Origin of the sequence: Streptomyces sp. NPDC057486 (assembly GCF_042802415.1) — a bacterium.
GTDB classification, from domain to species: domain Bacteria; phylum Actinomycetota; class Actinomycetes; order Streptomycetales; family Streptomycetaceae; genus Streptomyces; species Streptomyces yanii.
In genome coordinates, this window is the sequence record NZ_JBHVEE010000181.1 from 1 (window position 1) to 17,572 (window position 17,572).

Sequence of the window (17,572 nt, forward strand, 5' to 3'; positions counted from 1 at the left end):
AAATCACCACGAGTCACGTGACCGGTCTATCGGACTCAACCGGCCACCGGGGCCACGTTGACTCATCCGTGATCCGGACTCAGAACAGGCCCTAGAACCCAAGGAGCTGCGGGGGCCTTTGCACTGGTGGGCGCGGACGGTTTCGAACCGCCGACATCTGCTTTGTAAGTTCGAGCCGCGCTCCGGACAGGCTGCGAAATGTGGTCCAACTCGGCGGCAGTGGCCTGGTGCTTGACTGCCTCGCACCGCTGTCGTCTGCCGACGTTGATGTCAGCCGTGAGGGGACATGGGGGGAGGGCCCGGGGCCATCAGTGGCGGAAGCGCGCGGTGTCGCCTTCGACGTGGATGAGGAAGTCTTCGATCGTCTCAGAGTCGGGGACTGAGACCAGGGCCAGCTTGAGAGCATCGACAGCTTCCAGGGCCCTGATGATCTCGTCCTCGTCGTTATCGTCGCTCTCCACGGCTCTGGTCCATGCTTCCACGGTGGGTCGCAAAGGCTCCCAAGCGGAAGTCGGCCTGAAGCGACATTCAAACCACGGCTGGGCTACCTGGTCGAGCGCAAGGGTGGCAACGTGCACGTCCCCCTGCATCAACCGCCATGATCGGCTCACAGCCCTTCCCTTCTCACGGCTGGCAGCACTGTAGGCCCTGAGCTTGGGAAGCTGCGATCATTCATTTATGGCTGCCTCGGGCGCTGACCTGGGCGAACGGTCGGATCGTGGCTCCGTAGGGCTGGGCTGCTGTCACCGTGATTCCCCCCGGGACCTAACCGACGGTCGGGCTTCGTCGATGGCCAAGGATGAGACCTGCCAGAGCCGGCCGCGCACCAATCAGTGCTGTACGTCGACCACTGGTGCACGCTTTCCAACTGTGCGCGCGACCGTACGGACAGGTACGTGCGCGTTCACTGGGCAGGTCAGACGGGGTTCGCGTACGACGGTGATCGTTAGTGCACTGGACAATGACCAGGACAACGAGTGTCCGAGGGATGGCGCTACTCCCGGGCCGGTGCGGTGGTGTTGCCGCCCTCTCCCTTCCCGCGGTTGTCCGCGATGTCAGTCACGGACGTCGGCGACTCCGGACCCGCCCTGCCGACGTCGCCTGGCCAGATCCCGCACCAGGTTCCAGGCGGTCGCAGCACCGATCACCAGCCACACCACGCGCACCCACGCCGCACTGCTGCTACTGGCAGCTCCCCACACAGCCGTGACGAGACGCACCACCGTCCAGCCGTTGCTGTCGAGAAAGGACTGATCCCGCCCCTGCGACACCACCTGCTCCCCCCTACGCCCAGCCGACGGACGTACCCCTGAAACGGCGTGCGAACGCCGACCGTTGCCCCCATCATCCAACAGGCCCCTGAAACGCAAGAGGCCCCGGATCACTCCGGGGCCTCTTGCTTGTGCGCACTCGGCAGGTCGAACCTGCAACCTTCTGATCCGTAGCTCTATGTGGATCGGTCGGTGGCGGTCATACCGGTTGCGCTGAGGTCCTGTAAGTGCGTTGCCGACCGGGGGCGGTTGCTGTGGTTGCTGTACTTCACTGCTGTACAGCGCCTGTTGTCGGCTTGTCTACCCGTTCGAAAGCACGGAGCAGGCCTCGTCATGACAGCAATCACAATGATGACAGCGAACCGAGGCCGAGACCCGGGGCCGCCCCCTACCGTGGAGATCGAAGTGCCGCAGGGGCGGCGGAGGAGGAGGGGACGTACCAGCATGCGCAGGGTTCCGCCGGAGATGTTCCGGTTCACCACGGGGGAGACGGCCGACCTGAACGGGGCCGTGCTCGAGGCTTTCGGGGTGGCCGGCGAGCACCTGGAGACCGCGCTCGGGCTCGACGGCGTACGTGAGCAGCTGCGTGCGGTGGGCTGGGTCTCGGACCTCGAGGACGAGGAACTACACGAGACGCTGAAACGGCTGGTGAAGTGGGAACTCCTCGACGTGGTCCACAACCACGCCCAGAACTACCGCACGGCCGAGGAGTACGAGCGGCGCAACCTGCACTACTCGCTGACCCGTCGGGGCGAGGCCGCGCTCGCGGGGGTGCGACACGCCCTGGAGGTGCTGGCCTCCACAGGGGCGCTGCAGACCGCGGTGCTTGAGGCGATCGCCGACCGGCTCGACGAGCTGAGCGTGCTGTCCGGTGAACCCGCCGCGGCCGACCGGCGGGTCTTCAGCACCCTGCGGGAGCTGGAGGGCCATCTGGAGGGCCTGGTGGAGAACACCAAGGCCTTCAACGGTCAGTTGCAGAGGCTCCTTCGCGCCGAAGGTGTGGATTTGGACGTGTTCCGTGAGGTGAAGGCCGCCACCGTCGCGTATCTCCAGGAGTTCCTGGTCAATCTCGACCGGCGCGGCGAGACGGTGGCCGCGGCCGTGGCCCGCGTGGAGGAGCGGGGCATCGCGGTGCTGCGCGAGCGGGCCCTACGCGGTGCCGAGCTGCCTCCGGCACCGGGAGAGGACCCGGCGGCGGGCTGGCTGGAGAGCCGGCGGGCGCGCTGGGCGGGGCTGAGGGCCTGGTTCCTGCCTGACGACGGGGCGCGCCCCCGGATCGAGCAGCTGCACGACATCGCCCGGCGCGCCATTGTCTCCCTCCTACAGGTGCTGGGGCGGATCAACGAGTCCCGGCGCCGCCCCTCCAGCGCCGTGCAGGACTTCCGGGAGCTCGCGCGCTGGTTCGCGGCGGCCCCCGACGAGGAGGACCTGCACCGGCTGTGGTCGGCCGCCTTCGGCCTCGGCCCGGCCCGCCATGCCCACCTCGCCCACCCGGACCCGGAGCTGATCCCCTCGTCGCACTCCTGGTCCGAGGCGCCGCCGGTACAGGTGTCGGCCCTGCTGAGGACCAGCGGACGAACCGAACGCTTCACTCGTACGGCCACGGTGCGGGACGTTGCGGCGGTCAGGGCGGAACGCGCCGAGCGGGCCCGGGCGGAACGAGCGGAGCTGGCGCGCGCCTGGCAGGCGCTGGAGACGGACGGCCCCGTACGGCTCTCCTCCTTCAGCACCCTCGACCCCGCGGCCTTCGACCGTCTCCTCGACCTGCTGGGCCGGGCGCTGGCGGCCCGGCCGGACGCGGGCGGCCAGCGACGGGCCACGACCGGCGACGGCCGGGTGGAGGTGGCGCTGTCGCCGCCTCCCGATGGGCGCACCGCCGTACTGCGTACCGTGCAGGGGATGATGGCAGGTCCGGACTACGTCATCCATGTCACGGCCGCGGGCGGGGCGATCGCTTTCCCGGCAGTCCGCGCCGCCACGGGACAGGAGGCTGCAGGATGAGCACCCTGGCCAACCAACTGGCCTCCGCCGAACGGGAGGAGGTCGCCCGCGCCATCCGCCTCCTTCTGGCCCGCCCGCTGCTCACCGAGGCAGCCGACCCGACCGGCTTCGATCTGGTGCGGCGCCGCCGTGACCCGCTGGCTCGTTGGTTCGACTACACCTGCGGCTGGAATCTGGTCGTGGAGCCCCGCCGGGGCTACGCCCGCCTCACGAAGGTCCGTGCCAACCCCGACGGCTCCCGTCCCGCTCGCCGGGCGCGTTCCGGCCGGGCCCCGTTCGACCGCCGACGGTACGTCCTGTTGTGCGTGACCGCTGCGGAGCTGCTGTCGATGCCGATGACGACCATCGGCATGCTCGCCGACCGCGTCGTCCAGGCCATGGCGGCCGACCGCGCGCTGGCGGGGTTCGACCCGGTCCACCGGCCGGAGCGCATGGCGTTCGTCGACGTCCTGAGGCTGCTGGAGTCGTACGACGTGCTGCGTGTTGTGGACGGCGCGACCGAGACGTACGTCGACTCCGCGGAGGCGAAGGTCCTCTACCGCGTGGACAACACGCTGCTCATGCGGCTGCCTGCCGCGCCGGTCGGCGCCTCCCGGCTCGCCGTGCCCCAGGAGGAGGTGCCCGCGCGGTTCGAGGACCTCCTCGCCGGCCTGGTCAGGGAGCGCCGCTATGGAGGCGCTTTTGCCGACGGTACGGCCGACGACACGCACGCCGAGACCGCCGCGACCACGGACGCCCAGCGCAACCTGCGGCTGCGTCACTCGGTGCTGCGCCGCCTCTTCGACGACCCCGTGCTCTACCGGGCCGACCTCGCCGACGACGAGCTCGCTTACGTCACCTCTTTGACCGGACGCCAGATCCTGCGCCGCTCTGTCGAACAGGCCGGTCTCCTCCTGGAGGAACGGGCGGAGGGCTTCCTGCTCGTCGACCCGGACGCCATCGCCACTGACGTCCGCTTCCCCGACGACACCTCCACCGCCCGGGTTGCCGCGTTGCTCCTCCTCGCACCGCTCTGCGCCACGCCCGCGGGCCTGCTGCCCGAGCAGCTGGCCGAGGCCGGAGCGGAGCTGCTGCGCCGCTTCCCGGGCTGGGCCAAGGCGTACCAGTCGGAGGAAGGCCCGGCCCGCCTTGCCGACGACGCCGTACGGATCCTGCTGGACGTCGGCCTGGCAGGCAGGGCCCGAGACCGCGTCGTCGCGCGACCGGCCGCGTACCGCTATCGCCTGACGGAGACCACCGGCCCGGCCCCGAAGAACGGTCCGGTAGGCGCGACCGCCGCCGGCGGCGCCGGAGAAGGAGACAAGCAGTGAGCGTGACGGAGCTTCCCCTCCAGCGACGGCCCGAGGAGACCATCGAACCGTCCCCCGTTCACGAGGCGGACGCCGGCCGCGGACGCTGGCAGCCTCACCGCGCGGGCATCCTCAACGTCTGGCGCTACTACGACGAGACCTTCACCTTCCACCAGGGCCGCCTGCTGCTGCGCGGTCAGAACGGCACCGGCAAGTCCAAGGCCCTGGAACTGCTGCTTCCCTTCCTCTTCGACGCTAGCCTCCGCCCCAACCGCCTCTCCACGTTCGGCGGTTCGGAGCGCACGATGCACTGGAACCTGCTCGGCCAGGGAGCGTCCGGCAAGACCCGCGTGGGGTACGTGTGGATGGAGTTCCGCCGCGTCGGAGACGACGGCACCGAGCACTGGTTCGGTTGCGGAGCCCGCCTGCACGCGAGCGTTCACACCACCACGGCGCACGCCGACTACTTCACCACCACCGCCCGGATCGGCCACCCCGACGGCGTCCACTTCGTCAACGACACCGGACAGCCCCTGACCAAGGCTGCCCTCGTCGAAGCCCTGCGCGACCGCGGCGAGGTGCATCCGTCAGCCACCGATTATCGCACCGTCGTGCGGCGCGAACTCTTCGCCGGCATGGGGGAGCAGCGGTACGAGTCCTTGCTCTCCGCCCTGCTCCAGCTTCGCCAGCCCAAGCTGTCCGAACGGCTCGATCCCTCCCTGCTGTCCACCCTGCTGTCCCGCGCCCTGCCTCCGCTCGGCGAAGGGGAGATCACCGAGCTCGCCGAGGGCTTCGAGCGCCTGGACCGGCAGCGGGAGCACCTTGACCGGCTCGACGCCGAGGTGACGGCGGCCGAGAACGTCGCCTCCCGGCAGCGCGCCTACGCCCGCCGGGTCCTGCGGGCCGGCGCGGCAGCGCTGATCTCTGCGACCACCGAGATGGACGACCTCACCCGGGACGCCCGCGTCAGCGGCGAGGAGTACGAGAAGGCGTGTGAGGAGCGCGCCTCGACCCTGGCCCTGCGCGAGGAACTGGAGCTGCGGGCGCACGCCCTGGACGAGATCGTCGAAGGGCTCCGGGAGAGCGACGCCTACCAGAAGGGGGAGGAGCTCGACCGGCTCCGCCGCGGCACCGAGGAACAGGTCGCGGCCGCCGGGGAGCTGCGTACCGCCGCCGGGTCCGCCGAGGCCGACGCGGAGGAGGACCGGAAGCACGCCGACGAGGTCGCGGGATACGCCCGCTCGCGCGACGAGCACGCCCGCGCGACCGCGGACGAGGCACACCGCTCGGCCCGGGCCGCAGGCATGGAGTCCATTCACCACGAGGTGAAGACGATCCTCGACGCGGAACGGGAGGCGAAGCCCCTCGACAACGGGACGGCGAACACGCCGGCCAGGATGGGGAGCGGGCGGTCCGACGCTCCTGGTACCGCCGCCCGCCGGCTGCTCCGGGGCGCGGTCACCGCCCGACGTGAGCAGGTCGCCGACATCACCGGCGCGATCGACGCGCACGACCGGGCGGTACGCGACCGGGGCACCGCCGAGGGCCTGCTGGACGAGGCCCGCACCCGGCTCGCGGACGCGATCGCCCACCGCGACGCGACCGCCGCCGCCTGGGACGATGCCCTCGCCGCCCAGGCGGAACGGCTGTTCGCCTGGGCCCGGGACTGCACGGAGCTGCGCATCCCCGACCCCGATGAACTGGCCGCCAGGGCGGCGGTCGAGGCGGACGTGCGCGAGTTGGTCGAAACGGTCGCACGACCGCTGGACCAGGAGATCACCACGGAACGGGCCGGAGTCCTCGCCGCACACCAGGGGTTGGAGGAGGAACGGGACCTGCTCGACGCACGGAGGCTCAAGCTCAGCGGCGAGACCGATCTCCAGCCCGCCGCTCCACCCACCCGCACCACCGTCCGTACGGCCGCGGCGGGCGCGCCGCTGTGGCGGCTGATCGCCTTCCACGAGGATGTCCCGCTCCCCGTACAGGCGGCGGTGGAAGCGGCACTGGAGGCGTCGGGCCTCCTGGACGCCTGGGTCAGCGCCTCCGAAGGGCTCACCCTCCCCGGGCACGACACCCGCGCCGAGGCCGGCCTCGCCACGACCGCCCCCGGCCCCAGCCTGCTGGACGTGCTGAGACCCGAGGAGGACATCCCCGTACCGGCCGGCACCGTGACCCGCATCCTCGCCGGCATCGCGTACGGCACCACCCTGCCCGGCGGGCACCCAGCGGCCGTCTCCTCCGACGGCGCCTGGCGCCTCGCGCCAGCCACGGGCTCCTGGAGCAAGCCGGAGCCCGCCCATATCGGCGCCCTCGCCCGGCAGCGGGCCAAGCAGCGCGAGATCGCCGAACTGACCGAGCGGATCGCCGAGAAGGACGCCTCCCTGACCACCCTCGCCGACCGGCTGCGGGAACTCGATGCCCGCGCCGCCCGGTTGGCAGACGACCGCGCCGCCCGGCCCGACCACCGGGAACTCGACGCCTGCCGACGGGGCTGGGACCGGGCCGAGGAGAAGGTGGCCGCCCGGGATGACGTGGTGCGCGACGCGACCGCGCATCTGGCCGCACGCGAGGGTGACGTGGCCGGCGCGCTGCGCACACTGAGCCGCAGGGCCGCCGAACATGGACTGCCCACCGACCGCGACCGGCTGCGCGAACTCGGCCGCGACATCGAGAGGTTCCGCGATCTCGCCGACACCTGGATGGACGCCCGCATCGACGCGACCGCGGCTGCTGAAAGGGCCACGGAGACGGCTGCACGGGCGGACCGGTCACACCGTCTCGCCGAGAAGCAGGCCGCTGACGCGGCCGCTGCGGAAAGGAAGGCGGCCGGTATGACGGCTCGCCTGAAGGCGGTGGAGGAGACGGTCGGCGCGGACTACCGGATGATCGTCGCGCGCGTTGCGGAGACCCGTGCCGAACGGGTCCGCTGCGGCAAGGAGGCCCGCCGGGCGGCCGAGGTCCTCCTGGGCCTGGAAGGCCGCATCGGAGAGCTGAGGGCCACCAGCAGCCAGGCCGCCGACCGGCAAGAGAAGGCAGTCGAGGTCCGCGACGGCGCGGCGCAGCGGTTCCGGCACCTGTGCCTGGTCGGTCTGGCCGAGGACGCGGGCGTTCGACCCGAACCCGACGCAGGCGACGGCACCAAGGCCACTTTGGAGGCCGCCCGCGCCATGGCGGCTCGGTGGCCCCAGATCCCATACGCCCCGCGCCACCTCGGCGACGCGGCCACTCGCCTCTCCGAGGCCGTCCACGAGGCCCGCCGGCATCTCGGCGTCCGTGCCGACCTGGAGCTGGAGCCCGACGACGACGTCCAGCTCTTCACCGCCACCTTGGAGGGCGTCCGCGTCGGGGCGACCGGACTGCTCACCACGCTCGCCCAGGACCGCGACCGCAGCCGCGACGACATCAGCACCGCCGAACGGCGCCTCTTCGACCAGATCCTCACGGGTGACATCCGCCGCCACCTCGCCGCCCGCATCCGCCGGGCCGGCGAGCTCGTTGCGCACATGAACGGGCACCTGGAGCAGGTCCGTACCGCCTCCAACGTCGCCGTCCAGCTCGTCTGGGACGTCCACCCGGGCCTCCCTGACAGCACGCGCACCGCGCGCCAGCTGCTCCTGAAGGACCCTGGCCGGGTCACCGAATCCGACCGGGAGGCCCTGCACGCCTTCTTCCGCGCCCGCATCGAGGAGGCCAAGGGCAGCGACACGGCCGCGAGCTGGGAGGAGCACCTCGGCGAGGTGCTCGACTACACCGCCTGGCACACCTTCACCGTCCGCCTCGACCGGGCGGACGGGAGCGGCTGGCAGCCCCTGACCAAGCGGCTGCACGGCGCGCTCTCCGGCGGGGAGAAGGCCATCGCACTGCACCTGCCACTGTTCGCCGCCGTCGCGGCCCACTACGAGGACGTACCTCTGGCCCCCCGCCCGATCCTCCTCGACGAGGTCTTCGTCGGCGTCGACACCGTCAACCGCGGACAGGTCTTCGCCCTGCTCACCGCACTCGACCTGGACCTCATGATCACCTCCGACCACGAGTGGGGGAACTACAGGGAGCTGCCTGGCATCGCCGTCCACCAGCTCCTGACCGACGGAGACGACGCCGTCACCAGCGCGCGCTTCGTCTGGAACGGCACCGGAATGGAGGAAGGATGACCCCGCAAGACCACTCCTTGCCGGGCGAGGCGACGCTCCGCCGCCCCGAACTCCACCCCCTCTGGCAGACCGCCCACGGCTGTCTCTCCTCCGGCCGCCCTGTCGCACGGATACGCCTCGGACCGCTGGACGAGACCCAGCGGGAGGCCCTTGCCGACCTCCTCGGCTTGGACCGCCTGCCGGACCCTCGACCCTCCATTGCCCTGGCCCGCCTGGAGGAGGCCGTCACCGAACTCTCCGGCCGCACTGTACGAGAAGTCGTCGCCGAACTCATCGGTCCACTCGGCGACAGAGCCGGTGAACGCCGCCGCCAGGAGGACGATCGCGCCGGGCTCTGGACCTGGCTGGCTGGTCAGGACACGATACGGGCGCAGCCGGTGCTTGCCGACTGGGCTGCGTCCTGTCGAGCCGCAGGACTGGTCGGCGGCTCGGTGGAACGGACCCGCACGCTGCTCACCGACGCGCTCAAGGTGCTGGCCGAACTCCCTGGCCAGGCCGAACCCCTGCCCGTCTTCGCCGCCCGGGTCCTGAACGGTCACGCGCACTCTCTCGACGACGGCACACCTCTTTCCACGCTCGTCCTGCGGGCCTTGGCGACACTGAACGACACCGCCCCGCCGCAGTCCGCAGCGGAACGGCGCGCCCTGTGGACCCGCGCCGGCGTCGCCGACGACGAGCTGTCCTCCACCGTCGTCGTCGGCGGACTGCGCCCCGTCGGCGACGGCCTTCCCGCCCGTGTGGCCCGCCTGTGCACCGAGGCCGGTCAGGCCGCCAGCCTGACCCTTGCCCACGTCCGGAACCCGGGCGAGTTCACCTTGCCCGCTGCCCTTGCCCCACATGTCGTCCACGTTGTGGAGAACCCCAGCATCCTGGCCCTCGCCCTCCGCCGCTTTGGCCCCGACTGCCCGCCGCTCGTCTGCACGTCCGGCTGGCCCAACAGCGCCGCGATCCAGCTCCTGCGCCTACTCGTCGACCGGGGCGCCGCCCTTCGTTACCACGGCGACTTCGACGGCGAGGGCATCCGCATCGCCGCGTACGTCCTGGACAAGACACGGGCGCACCCCTGGCGTATGACAGCAGCGGACTACCAAGCCGCGGTCGTCCGCAACCCACACGGTCCGCACCCCGGACGACTCACCGAAGCGCCGTGGGATCCTGAGCTGGCCGAAGCCATGGCAGAGCATGGCACCGCCGTGGTTGAGGAGCTGGTGGCCGGTGTGCTGTTGGAAGACCTCGCTGCTGGGGCACGGCCGTAGTGCTCCCCTGGTCGTTTGTGACGCTCCAGAGGTCTGAAAGGGTGCTCGGAGCGACCGCATACCTGCGCTGACTTGTGGTTATGTTGCTTCCTGGCTTACGCGACATCTTTTCGATGACGCACCATGTGGAGTGCGTCGCGATCCTTGAACCGGCCGTGAAGGGCTCCTGGCCTGCGGTTTTGTGTGTGCGCATTATGTGCGGTGTGGGTGTTACGGGCGATATCTTGACGCTGAAATGACGCTCGTGACGCTCATTTGACGCTCGTTCTGATGGGGTGTCAGGTGGTTTTGGGTTGCAGAGTGCGGGGCTCGGGTGAGGGGGAGAAGCGCCTGAACGATCTGCTGCGAACCACGCGGCAACTGTCTCGGAAAGAGACGGCGAGGAGTCACGATGCGGTGACCGTGGAGACCGGCGCTCCATGGGGCCGTGCGCGTTCCGGCGCTCACGCTGTCTCCCCGAGGTGGGGAGGGTGCGGTTCGGCCCGATCGGTGCCAGGGAGGAGGGGTCCTATCGGAGGCCGTGGCGGTCGAGGCGGTGGATGAGGCCGGTGCGGCGTTGATTGTCCTCGCGAAGGTGGGTCAGCCGCTGGCGGAAGTCCGTGTCCTGCCCGGTGTGGGAGTAGGCGTCGCGCAGTTCCGCGAGGAGGGCGACGGCCTGGTCGTAGGCGCTGGTCTTCTTGGTGGCGATGTGCGCCTCGATCTTCTGCCAGGCTGATTCGGCCTCGCTCGCGAGGGCGGTCAGGCGCTGGGCGCGGGCGGTGGTCCGTTCGTGTTCGGCGCGCTTCTGGCGTTCGGCGCGCCGTGTGTGGGCGGAGTCCAGGAGTTGGGCGGCGGAGCGGCGCCCGGGGGCCGTGGTGGGTGTGTCGGCGCCGTGCAGGCGGTGCAGGAGTTCGGTGCGCAGCCCGGGCTCCGGGCCGAGGGCGAGCCGCAGCAGCAGAGCGTCCTTCTCCTTCTGGGGCATTGAGGTGATCAGCGGGGCGAGTTCCTTCTTCGTGGGCCTGGCCGGTTTCTCGGGCGCGGCGGGACTGGCCTGGGCCGCGACTGTCAGCAGGTCGTCGTCCACGCGCAGGAAGTCTGCGAGCGCGCTCTGCGGGGCGGTCAGTTCGCCGAGCCCGGCCGGGACGGGCGGCTCCAGGGAGGTCTGGTACTCCTCTTCGTCGTCGTCCTCGAGTTCCCAGGCGGTGAGCGTGGAGAGCCAGGCGAGGTAGAGGGGGCGCAGGTCGCCGGTGGCGAGTTCGTCGCGGACGCCGAGGAGGGCGGCCAGGGAGTCGTCGGCGCCCTCGATCCAGTCGCCGCCTTCGTCGTCGCTGGTGAGGTCGAGCAGGAGGTGGGTGCGGGTGGTCCAGGCGTCGACGTGGTGGTCGAGGCAGTACGGCTTCACCGTGGGCAGAGCCAGGGCCTGTCTGGGCAGACGGAGCATCAGACGGTGGGTGCCCCAGTTGGTGACGTACAGGTGCGCGTCGAAGCAGCGCTCGACCATACGGCGCGGATTCCCGCTCAGGTCACCCCAGTTGTAGGTGTTGGTGAAGCTGGTCGCGGTGATCCGGGCCCGGGTGGAGATGGCCCGCAGTTGTTCCTGTTCCTCGCGGCTGAGCGGCCGGTCGAGGGCCTGGAACTCGTAGTACTGGTACTCGCTCACATGGCGGACCCTACCGCTGCCGCGGGTGGGGAACGGCAGCGGTGGTGGAGCAGGCCCGGGACGACTTCCGCCACATGTGGGGCGCCGACTGGCTTCAGCGGCTCAGCCGCTACGACGGGCTGCTCGCCGTCCGGTTGAACCCGCTCGGGGTGTACGCGACGGGGCGCGCCGACGACTACCAGCCGGGTCCGGCACTCGCTGTCGGGGCGCAGAGCCCGGTCAGGGTCCTGCCGAACTTCGACGTCGTGGCACTCGACGGCCTGGCCCCGGCCGCGGCGCTGCTGCTCGACGCGTTCGCGACCCGGTCCGCCGACCATGTCTGGACGCTGTCCACCGTCTCCCTGCTGAAGGCCCTCCACGCAGGCCGCGGCCTGGAGGAACTGCGCCGCTTCCTGACCGGGAGCAGCCCGGGAGAGGAACTGCCGCAGACCGTCACGGCTTTGCCGGCCGACGCCGCCTCCCGCACCGAAAAGGTACGGGATCTGGGCACGTGTCACCTGCTGGAGTGCGTGGACGAGGTACAGGCCGTGGTGATCGCGAAGGACCGCAGGGCGGGCGCGCTGTGCTTCCGGGTCGGCCCGAGGCACCTCATGGTGGCTCCCGACGATCTCCCGGCCTTCCGCACCGCGCTGCTGAAACTCGGCTGCGTCCTGCCCGCCCGCCCCTGAGCGGAAGGTTCACGTTCAGGGCGCGGTCCGCGGGGCGTGGGCACGTGCTCGGAGCGCGGTGAGGGCGGCGGCTCGGCCGGTGGGGGTGAGGGCGAGGGTGGAGCGGCGGCGGTCGCGGTACGCCAGGAAGCCCAGGGCCTCGCCGGGACGCAGCCACTGCCACAGGAAGTGGCGGGTGTCGTCGGGCCGTGGGGCGCTGCCGTCGGCGAGGGTGAACGCCTCGGCGGCCAGGGTGTGCACGGCGGCGGTGAGGTCGTCGAGCGTGAGCTCCCCGTCGAGCAGGGCTGCGGCGGCAGCTTCGGCGAGCTCGGCTCGGACGCCGTCGCCGAACCAGGCGTGGGCCGCGGTGGCCTGCAACAGGGCCGGGTCGGCGAGGTGCTGTCGGCCACGGGCGGTCAGGGCGAGCTTGCGGTGCCGCTTGGCGAGCAGCCGCGCCGCACGGGCGAGTTCGTGCAGTTCGGCGAGGCGGACGACGTCGTACTCGGTGCGCGGCACCATGCCGGGCAGATACCAGTCGTAGCGTTCGGCGGCCTCGATGACCAGGGCGCGCGGCAGGTAGCCGGCCTGGGTCAGCGTCACTCCGTCGCCGACCGACTCCAGTAGCCAGCGCAGGGGTTCGGCCGTGTCGGCGGGTGCCTCAGGCGCCACGCTCAGCAGGTCCGTTACGGTGCCGCGCAGTCGGCGTCGAGCGGCGGGCGGGGCCTCGGCCCAGGTGCGGCGGCGCTCGCTGTGGACGGCGTTCAGCGGGGTACGGCCGTCGTGCGCGGGGTGCGGGGTGGTGATCCAGCGCTCCAGACGTTTGATGCGGGCGGCGGCGTAACCCCGGGCGCCGGGCACCAGGGCGCCGTCGTCCAGCGCCTGCTCCAGCAGTCGCGAGGCGTTGCTGCGGGCGACAGCCTCGTCGATGCCCATCACCGGCCCCCAGGTGAGCAGGGCGGTGTCCGGCGGGGTCACTGGGGAAGCGTCCACCGCCCGCCGGTAGGCGGCTCGCCCCTGATCGGGCGAGTGCTGCCACGCGTCGAGGATCTCGCGGGTGACCTTCGACGTGCAGACGGCCGCGGTCCGGGGTCTGTCGGCGTCCTGGAGGAGTTCGGCCAAGGCGGTGAGGATGTGCGGGTATTCGGCGGGCTCGGCCATCCACTTGACGGGCAGCTCGTACCAGCAGAACCGCTCTACATCCTCCTGGGCAAGCGAGCCGGCCGGGCCGCCGTCCGGCAGCAGCCAGCCCAGCAGCCGCTCCCGCACCTCGCTCGAGTCGTCGGCGCGCGTCATACGTGTCCTTCCCTACCGAGTTCCCCGTCGAGTTCGATGGTCCGGCGCCGTACCCGGTCCCGGTGGAACCCCGGCCGGTCCGCCGCCCGGAGAACGGCACGGGCGGTCGCGGCGTCACCCTGCTGCAGGACGCAGGAGACCAGGGCCTCCAGCGGCTGCCCGGGCGCGGAAGTCCCAGCGGGCAGAGACGTACTCGCTGTGCAGCGAGCAGGCCAGAGTCTCCACCAGGTCCAGGTCGGCCCGACCCTCCAGAGCCTGCTTCCACATCTTGGCACGGGCCCGGGCGACGACCTTCGGATCACGCGCAGCGCCTCCAGCCAGCTCGGCCGCACCGAGCCCGTCCGCCGCAAGACGCTCCCGTGGATCCAGCAGATGACTCCACAACGGCTCCAGACACACCCCACGCACCACCCCGTCCGATTGCCCCCGCGTCAGCCGCGCATCGAAGTCGTCCCAGTCGCCGCCGCAGTCCACCACGCACGCCACGGCGAACCACACGTCCCAGTACGACCACTCGCCAGACGGTGCCGGATGAGGCCACGGCTCCGGGCCGAACGTCGGCAGCCTGCGTCGGGGAGAGGACTTGTCCGCCGTGCTCACCAGCGCATTGTCGCACCGAAGACGATGGCACTCGCAGCGCGCCTCGGCATAGCCTCGCGGCATGACCGAGGCATGGATCGACCACGCGTTGAAGGCGCTCCGCGCAGCCTGCCACACCGCGGACGGCCCCTCCCTGCTTGCCCTGCTGCATACGCATGACCCCGCCAGCGTGCTGCAGCAGTGCGGAGACGCACTCACCGCAGCCGTCTTTCGGGGTGTGCCCGGTGGCCGGGAGACGGCGATCGCGTGCACGTCCACCCTGCGTGAACGGGGCTGGCCCGGCGACGAACTCCTCGCCGAACAACTCGACACGGTGGGCGGCGGTGCCGTCTTGGTGCTGAGGCCGCTGCCGGTCGATCTGGAGGAACTCTCCGGTCTGCTCGAAGGCGACCCGGCCTGGGGCGGTGGCCGCATCGACCTGGACACCGGCGAGTGCCAGCCCGCCCTCGCGGACACCGAGGAGTCATGGGACGAGGACGAACCGGAAAGCACCGAGCGGTGGCTCCATGTCCCGTGCGCCGGATCACGCGATGCCTACCGTGACATGGAGGACTTCATCTCCACCCTCGACGACCAGGACCTCGCCCGGTTCCTGGGTATCGCGATCCAGGGCCCAGGAGCCTTCCGCCGTTTCAAGGACATGCTGGCCACCTCACCGGCACAGCTGCGGCGGTACTGGTTGTTCGCCGCGGAACGGCAGTACGGCCGGGCTCGAGCCTGGCTCGCCGATCAGGGCTACCGGCCCGCGCCACCAGGCGGTCATTGATCCGGGCGCGCTTTACGGTCCCCAGTACCGGTACGCCTCGATCCACTCGGCCCCCTCGGGCGCCGGGTCCGGCAACGGAAGGTCGAGAATGCCGATCGCCTGCCGGTGCCTGCCTCGCGTACAGACCGCCACGATCTGACTGCCGGGCAGCAGGCCCACCTTCTTCACGGTGACCTCGACCCCGAGAACGACCGTCTTGAACGGGACGGCCAGATGCGCGGAGAGCATCGTGTAGAGGCCCGTGAGCTGCTCCTCGTCGTCGTAGGCGTCCACGGTGGCCTGCTCGACCAGCTCATCGAGTTCCGCTTCACTCAGCTCCCCGGCCACAGGGAACACGGTACCGGCGGAGCCCGCAGTTCCCCTCCCTCGGTCAATCGCCGGCCGCTCCGACCTGGGCCACGATGGTTGTTCCTCCCGTCCCGGCGTGCTGCCTGGTAGCGCGTACCCACTTCCCAGCACCCGTCACGGGTTGGCGCGGAAAGGGCCGCCGACTGCACGGGGCGATCAGGCGCAGACTCCCCGTTCGCGACACCTACCGATGACCTCCGGGGCTCATGGCCTTGACAGGGGACCAGCCATGTTCTGGATGCCCCCGTAACTCGAACCTGCGGCCAAGCGCTTAGAAGGCATTCCTAAACCGGACGTAGTGTCAAGTCTTCCCAGGTCAGGGGCAGGTTGCTCGTCGTTTAGGCATGCTCGGGCCGTCGGTTCAGGCTGGGGTATGGAGGTGGCGGATGCCGTCGGTGATCGCGGTGTTGGAAGAGCGTGAACGGCTTGCGCTTCTGCGGGCCGAGGAACTGCGGGCGGAGCTGGAGCGGGTCCAGGTGGCAGTGGCGGCTGCGGAGGAGGCCGCGCGCCGTGTGGTGATCGCTCGTGAGGAGCTCGTTGACGCGTTGGCGGAGACGACCGTTGAGGAGGTGCCGCCTCGGAGGGCGGTGGTGCCGGCCACCCGGAACGCTGGTGGGAAGGCGGACGTGGCGGGGTGGTGCGAGGGCTTGGAGGCAAAGGTTCTGCCCGAGGATTACGCCCGAATCGTGTCCCTGGTCCAGGAGGACGCCGGCCGGGGTGGTGACGGGGTGCGGGCGCGTGGGCTGCGGGAGGGCCTGGGCTGGGAGGCGAGTGATGCCCGTGAGCAGGCGGCTCGGTGGCGTGCGAAGCGGCTGGTGGAGCGGGGGTGGCTGACCGAGGTGCGGGCGGGGTTGTTCAGGCCGCGGCCGGGGTGGCCGGGCTGAGGCGGCAGGATGTCGGGGCGCCGCCTCGGGCGAGGCGGCGGGTGGCGGTGATGCTCGCTGCCCACCAGGTCAGGGCCTGGGCGCTGTCGGTGCCGGTTTCGTAGTCGCGGGCCAGGCGGCGGGAGCGGATCAGCCAGGCGAAGGTCCGTTCCACACACCAGCGGCGTGGGAGCACGGTGAAGCCCGTGGTGTCGTCGGAGCGTTTGACGACGGTCAGGGCGAGGGCGAGTGCGGCGTGGGCAAAGGAGACGAGCCAGCCGGTGTAGCCGCTGTCGGCCCAGACCAGCCGGATGTGGCGGTGCCGTTCGCGCAGGGCCTTCAGCAGGTCGCGTCCGGCGTCGCGGTCGCTGACCGAGGCCGCCGTCACGATGACGGTCAGCAGGAAGCCGAGGGTGTCGGTGGCGATGTGCCGCTTGCGTCCATTGATCTTCTTGCCGGCGTCGTAGCCGCGTGAGCGAGCGGGGACGGTCGCGTCACCCTTCACGGACTGCGAGTCGATGATCGCGGCACTCGGCTCGGCCTTCTTGCCAGTCACCTCGCGCAGGCGGGTGCGCAGCCGTGCGTAGAGTTCCCTGATCAGGTCGTTGTCGCGCCAGCGACGGAAGAAGCGGTAGACCGCCCGCCATGTCGGGAAGTCGCGCGGCATGCTCGCCCAACGCACACCTTCCCAGGTCAGGTAGCGCACGGCATCGATCAGCTGACGGTGGCACTAGCCTTCCGGGCGTCCGCCGCGGCCCTCCATTCAGGCCGGGACGGGCAGCAGAGGACGGACCATCGCCCATTCCGCATCACTCATGTCGGAGTCGTAGCACCTTGCACGGTCCGGGTGATCGGCGGCATTTCCGAACCGGTGAGCGAGACAGTCACACCCCGGTGCACCGGAAGTGGACGCGGCAGGTACGGACACGACACAGTCGAACATCAGGGCCTCTTGTACTCGGTTGACTTCGACATCACCGAGATGTTCAAGAGGCCCTTCCACTATGCTCCGGCAGCCGTTGATCACCTGAAGGAGACCTGCCGGGAAGGCAGTTCGACCGGACCTCGCGCTATCTGGGAATGCCTTCTGAGGCCACGTCAGCCGACTGTGTCGTAGCAGGCCCGGGCCCGGGTGAAACGGCCAGCGGCCAGGTCGTCCCGGCGAATCACCCAGTGGACCCTGCCCAGAAGATCACCGTCGTTTGCCCCGATCTCCGCGAGCAGCACCCAGTCGCCCGGGCCGTGGTCGTAGTCCGTGACGGGATCGTTGTTCCAGACCCAGGGGTAGCCGCCTATCTGCACCGATCCGCCCGTCTGTACATCGCCGGAGGTTTCCCACCACACCTCGCCCATCTCCTCACCGTGCGGGAACTCCTCGGTGTAGTCGCCGCGGTTGGGCAGCGAGGGATCGATCACCAGATAGAGATCACGGGCCGAGTGGACCTGCG

At 70.7% G+C, this 17,572-nt stretch carries 15 protein-coding genes; 7 read left to right on the forward strand and 8 right to left on the reverse strand.

The genetic code is table 11. The features are described 5' to 3' along the window. Positions 1–308: 308 nt before the first annotated feature. Together ACFU6I_RS43745 and ACFU6I_RS43750 are read right to left on the reverse strand one after the other, a co-directional pair. Complete coding sequence (locus ACFU6I_RS43745; protein WP_384378663.1) at positions 309–461, reverse strand: hypothetical protein; 153 nt, start codon at positions 459–461, stop codon at positions 309–311. Between the two features lie 594 nt (positions 462–1,055). Beyond that, on the reverse strand, positions 1,056–1,271 hold the full coding sequence (locus ACFU6I_RS43750) for a hypothetical protein (protein ID WP_384378666.1): 216 nt from the start codon (positions 1,269–1,271) through the stop codon (positions 1,056–1,058). Between the two features lie 444 nt (positions 1,272–1,715). On the opposite strand from ACFU6I_RS43750, the gene ACFU6I_RS43755 reads away from it, so the two are divergent. Genes ACFU6I_RS43755 through ACFU6I_RS43770 form a run of 4 tightly spaced genes read left to right on the forward strand, consistent with a single transcriptional unit; the run spans position 1,716 to position 9,968 of the window. Further along, entirely contained in the window at positions 1,716–3,272 is a 1,557-nt protein-coding gene (locus ACFU6I_RS43755) for a TIGR02677 family protein (protein WP_384378669.1), read from the forward strand. Continuing rightward, on the forward strand, positions 3,269–4,582 hold the full coding sequence (locus ACFU6I_RS43760; protein ID WP_384378672.1) for a TIGR02678 family protein: 1,314 nt from the start codon (positions 3,269–3,271) through the stop codon (positions 4,580–4,582). The genes ACFU6I_RS43755 and ACFU6I_RS43760 overlap by 4 nt, the downstream gene beginning before the upstream one ends. Further along, positions 4,579–8,712: a TIGR02680 family protein gene (locus ACFU6I_RS43765; RefSeq protein ID WP_384378675.1), complete on the forward strand. Its 4,134-nt coding sequence runs from the start codon at positions 4,579–4,581 to the stop codon at positions 8,710–8,712. Before ACFU6I_RS43760 ends, ACFU6I_RS43765 begins: the two co-directional genes overlap by 4 nt. Further along, positions 8,709–9,968, forward strand: coding sequence for a TIGR02679 family protein (locus ACFU6I_RS43770; protein ID WP_384378678.1), 1,260 nt, complete (start codon positions 8,709–8,711; stop codon positions 9,966–9,968). The genes ACFU6I_RS43765 and ACFU6I_RS43770 overlap by 4 nt, the downstream gene beginning before the upstream one ends. A 508-nt stretch (positions 9,969–10,476) precedes the next feature. Here the strand turns inward: ACFU6I_RS43770 and ACFU6I_RS43775 are convergent. Beyond that, complete coding sequence (locus ACFU6I_RS43775) at positions 10,477–11,607, reverse strand: hypothetical protein (protein WP_384378681.1); 1,131 nt, start codon at positions 11,605–11,607, stop codon at positions 10,477–10,479. Between the two features lie 41 nt (positions 11,608–11,648). Between ACFU6I_RS43775 and ACFU6I_RS43780 the strand changes: the two genes are divergently transcribed. Then, positions 11,649–12,275: a helicase-associated domain-containing protein gene (locus tag ACFU6I_RS43780; RefSeq protein ID WP_384378684.1), complete on the forward strand. Its 627-nt coding sequence runs from the start codon at positions 11,649–11,651 to the stop codon at positions 12,273–12,275. 15 nt (positions 12,276–12,290) lie between these two features. Here ACFU6I_RS43780 and ACFU6I_RS43785 read toward each other — a convergent pair whose 3' ends face one another. Continuing rightward, positions 12,291–13,547 carry a hypothetical protein gene (locus ACFU6I_RS43785; RefSeq protein WP_384378686.1) on the reverse strand — a complete coding sequence of 419 codons (1,257 nt, stop codon included), beginning with the start codon at positions 13,545–13,547 and terminating at the stop codon, positions 12,291–12,293. Between the two features lie 114 nt (positions 13,548–13,661). Continuing rightward, positions 13,662–14,147: a hypothetical protein gene (locus ACFU6I_RS43790; RefSeq protein ID WP_384378689.1), complete on the reverse strand. Its 486-nt coding sequence runs from the start codon at positions 14,145–14,147 to the stop codon at positions 13,662–13,664. Positions 14,148–14,208: 61 nt separating this feature from the next. Here ACFU6I_RS43790 and ACFU6I_RS43795 point away from each other — a divergent pair, with 61 nt between their 5' ends. Further along, entirely contained in the window at positions 14,209–14,913 is a 705-nt protein-coding gene (locus ACFU6I_RS43795; protein ID WP_384378692.1) for a UPF0158 family protein, read from the forward strand. Between the two features lie 12 nt (positions 14,914–14,925). Here ACFU6I_RS43795 and ACFU6I_RS43800 read toward each other — a convergent pair whose 3' ends face one another. Beyond that, a complete protein-coding gene (locus ACFU6I_RS43800) occupies positions 14,926–15,240 on the reverse strand; it encodes a calcium-binding protein (protein ID WP_384378695.1) in 315 nt (104 codons plus the stop codon). A gap of 407 nt (positions 15,241–15,647) precedes the next feature. Between ACFU6I_RS43800 and ACFU6I_RS43805 the strand changes: the two genes are divergently transcribed. Continuing rightward, positions 15,648–16,145, forward strand: coding sequence for a hypothetical protein (locus tag ACFU6I_RS43805; protein WP_384378697.1), 498 nt, complete (start codon positions 15,648–15,650; stop codon positions 16,143–16,145). Here ACFU6I_RS43805 and ACFU6I_RS43810 read toward each other — a convergent pair. Together ACFU6I_RS43810 and ACFU6I_RS43815 are read right to left on the reverse strand one after the other, a co-directional pair. Then, entirely contained in the window at positions 16,117–16,830 is a 714-nt protein-coding gene (locus ACFU6I_RS43810) for an IS5 family transposase (RefSeq protein WP_384378700.1), read from the reverse strand. The two genes, ACFU6I_RS43805 and ACFU6I_RS43810, sit on opposite strands and share 29 nt — an antisense overlap. A gap of 392 nt (positions 16,831–17,222) precedes the next feature. After that, positions 17,223–17,572, reverse strand: a 350-nt coding sequence (locus ACFU6I_RS43815) for a DUF1963 domain-containing protein (RefSeq protein WP_384378703.1), incomplete at its 5' end; no start/stop codon positions are given.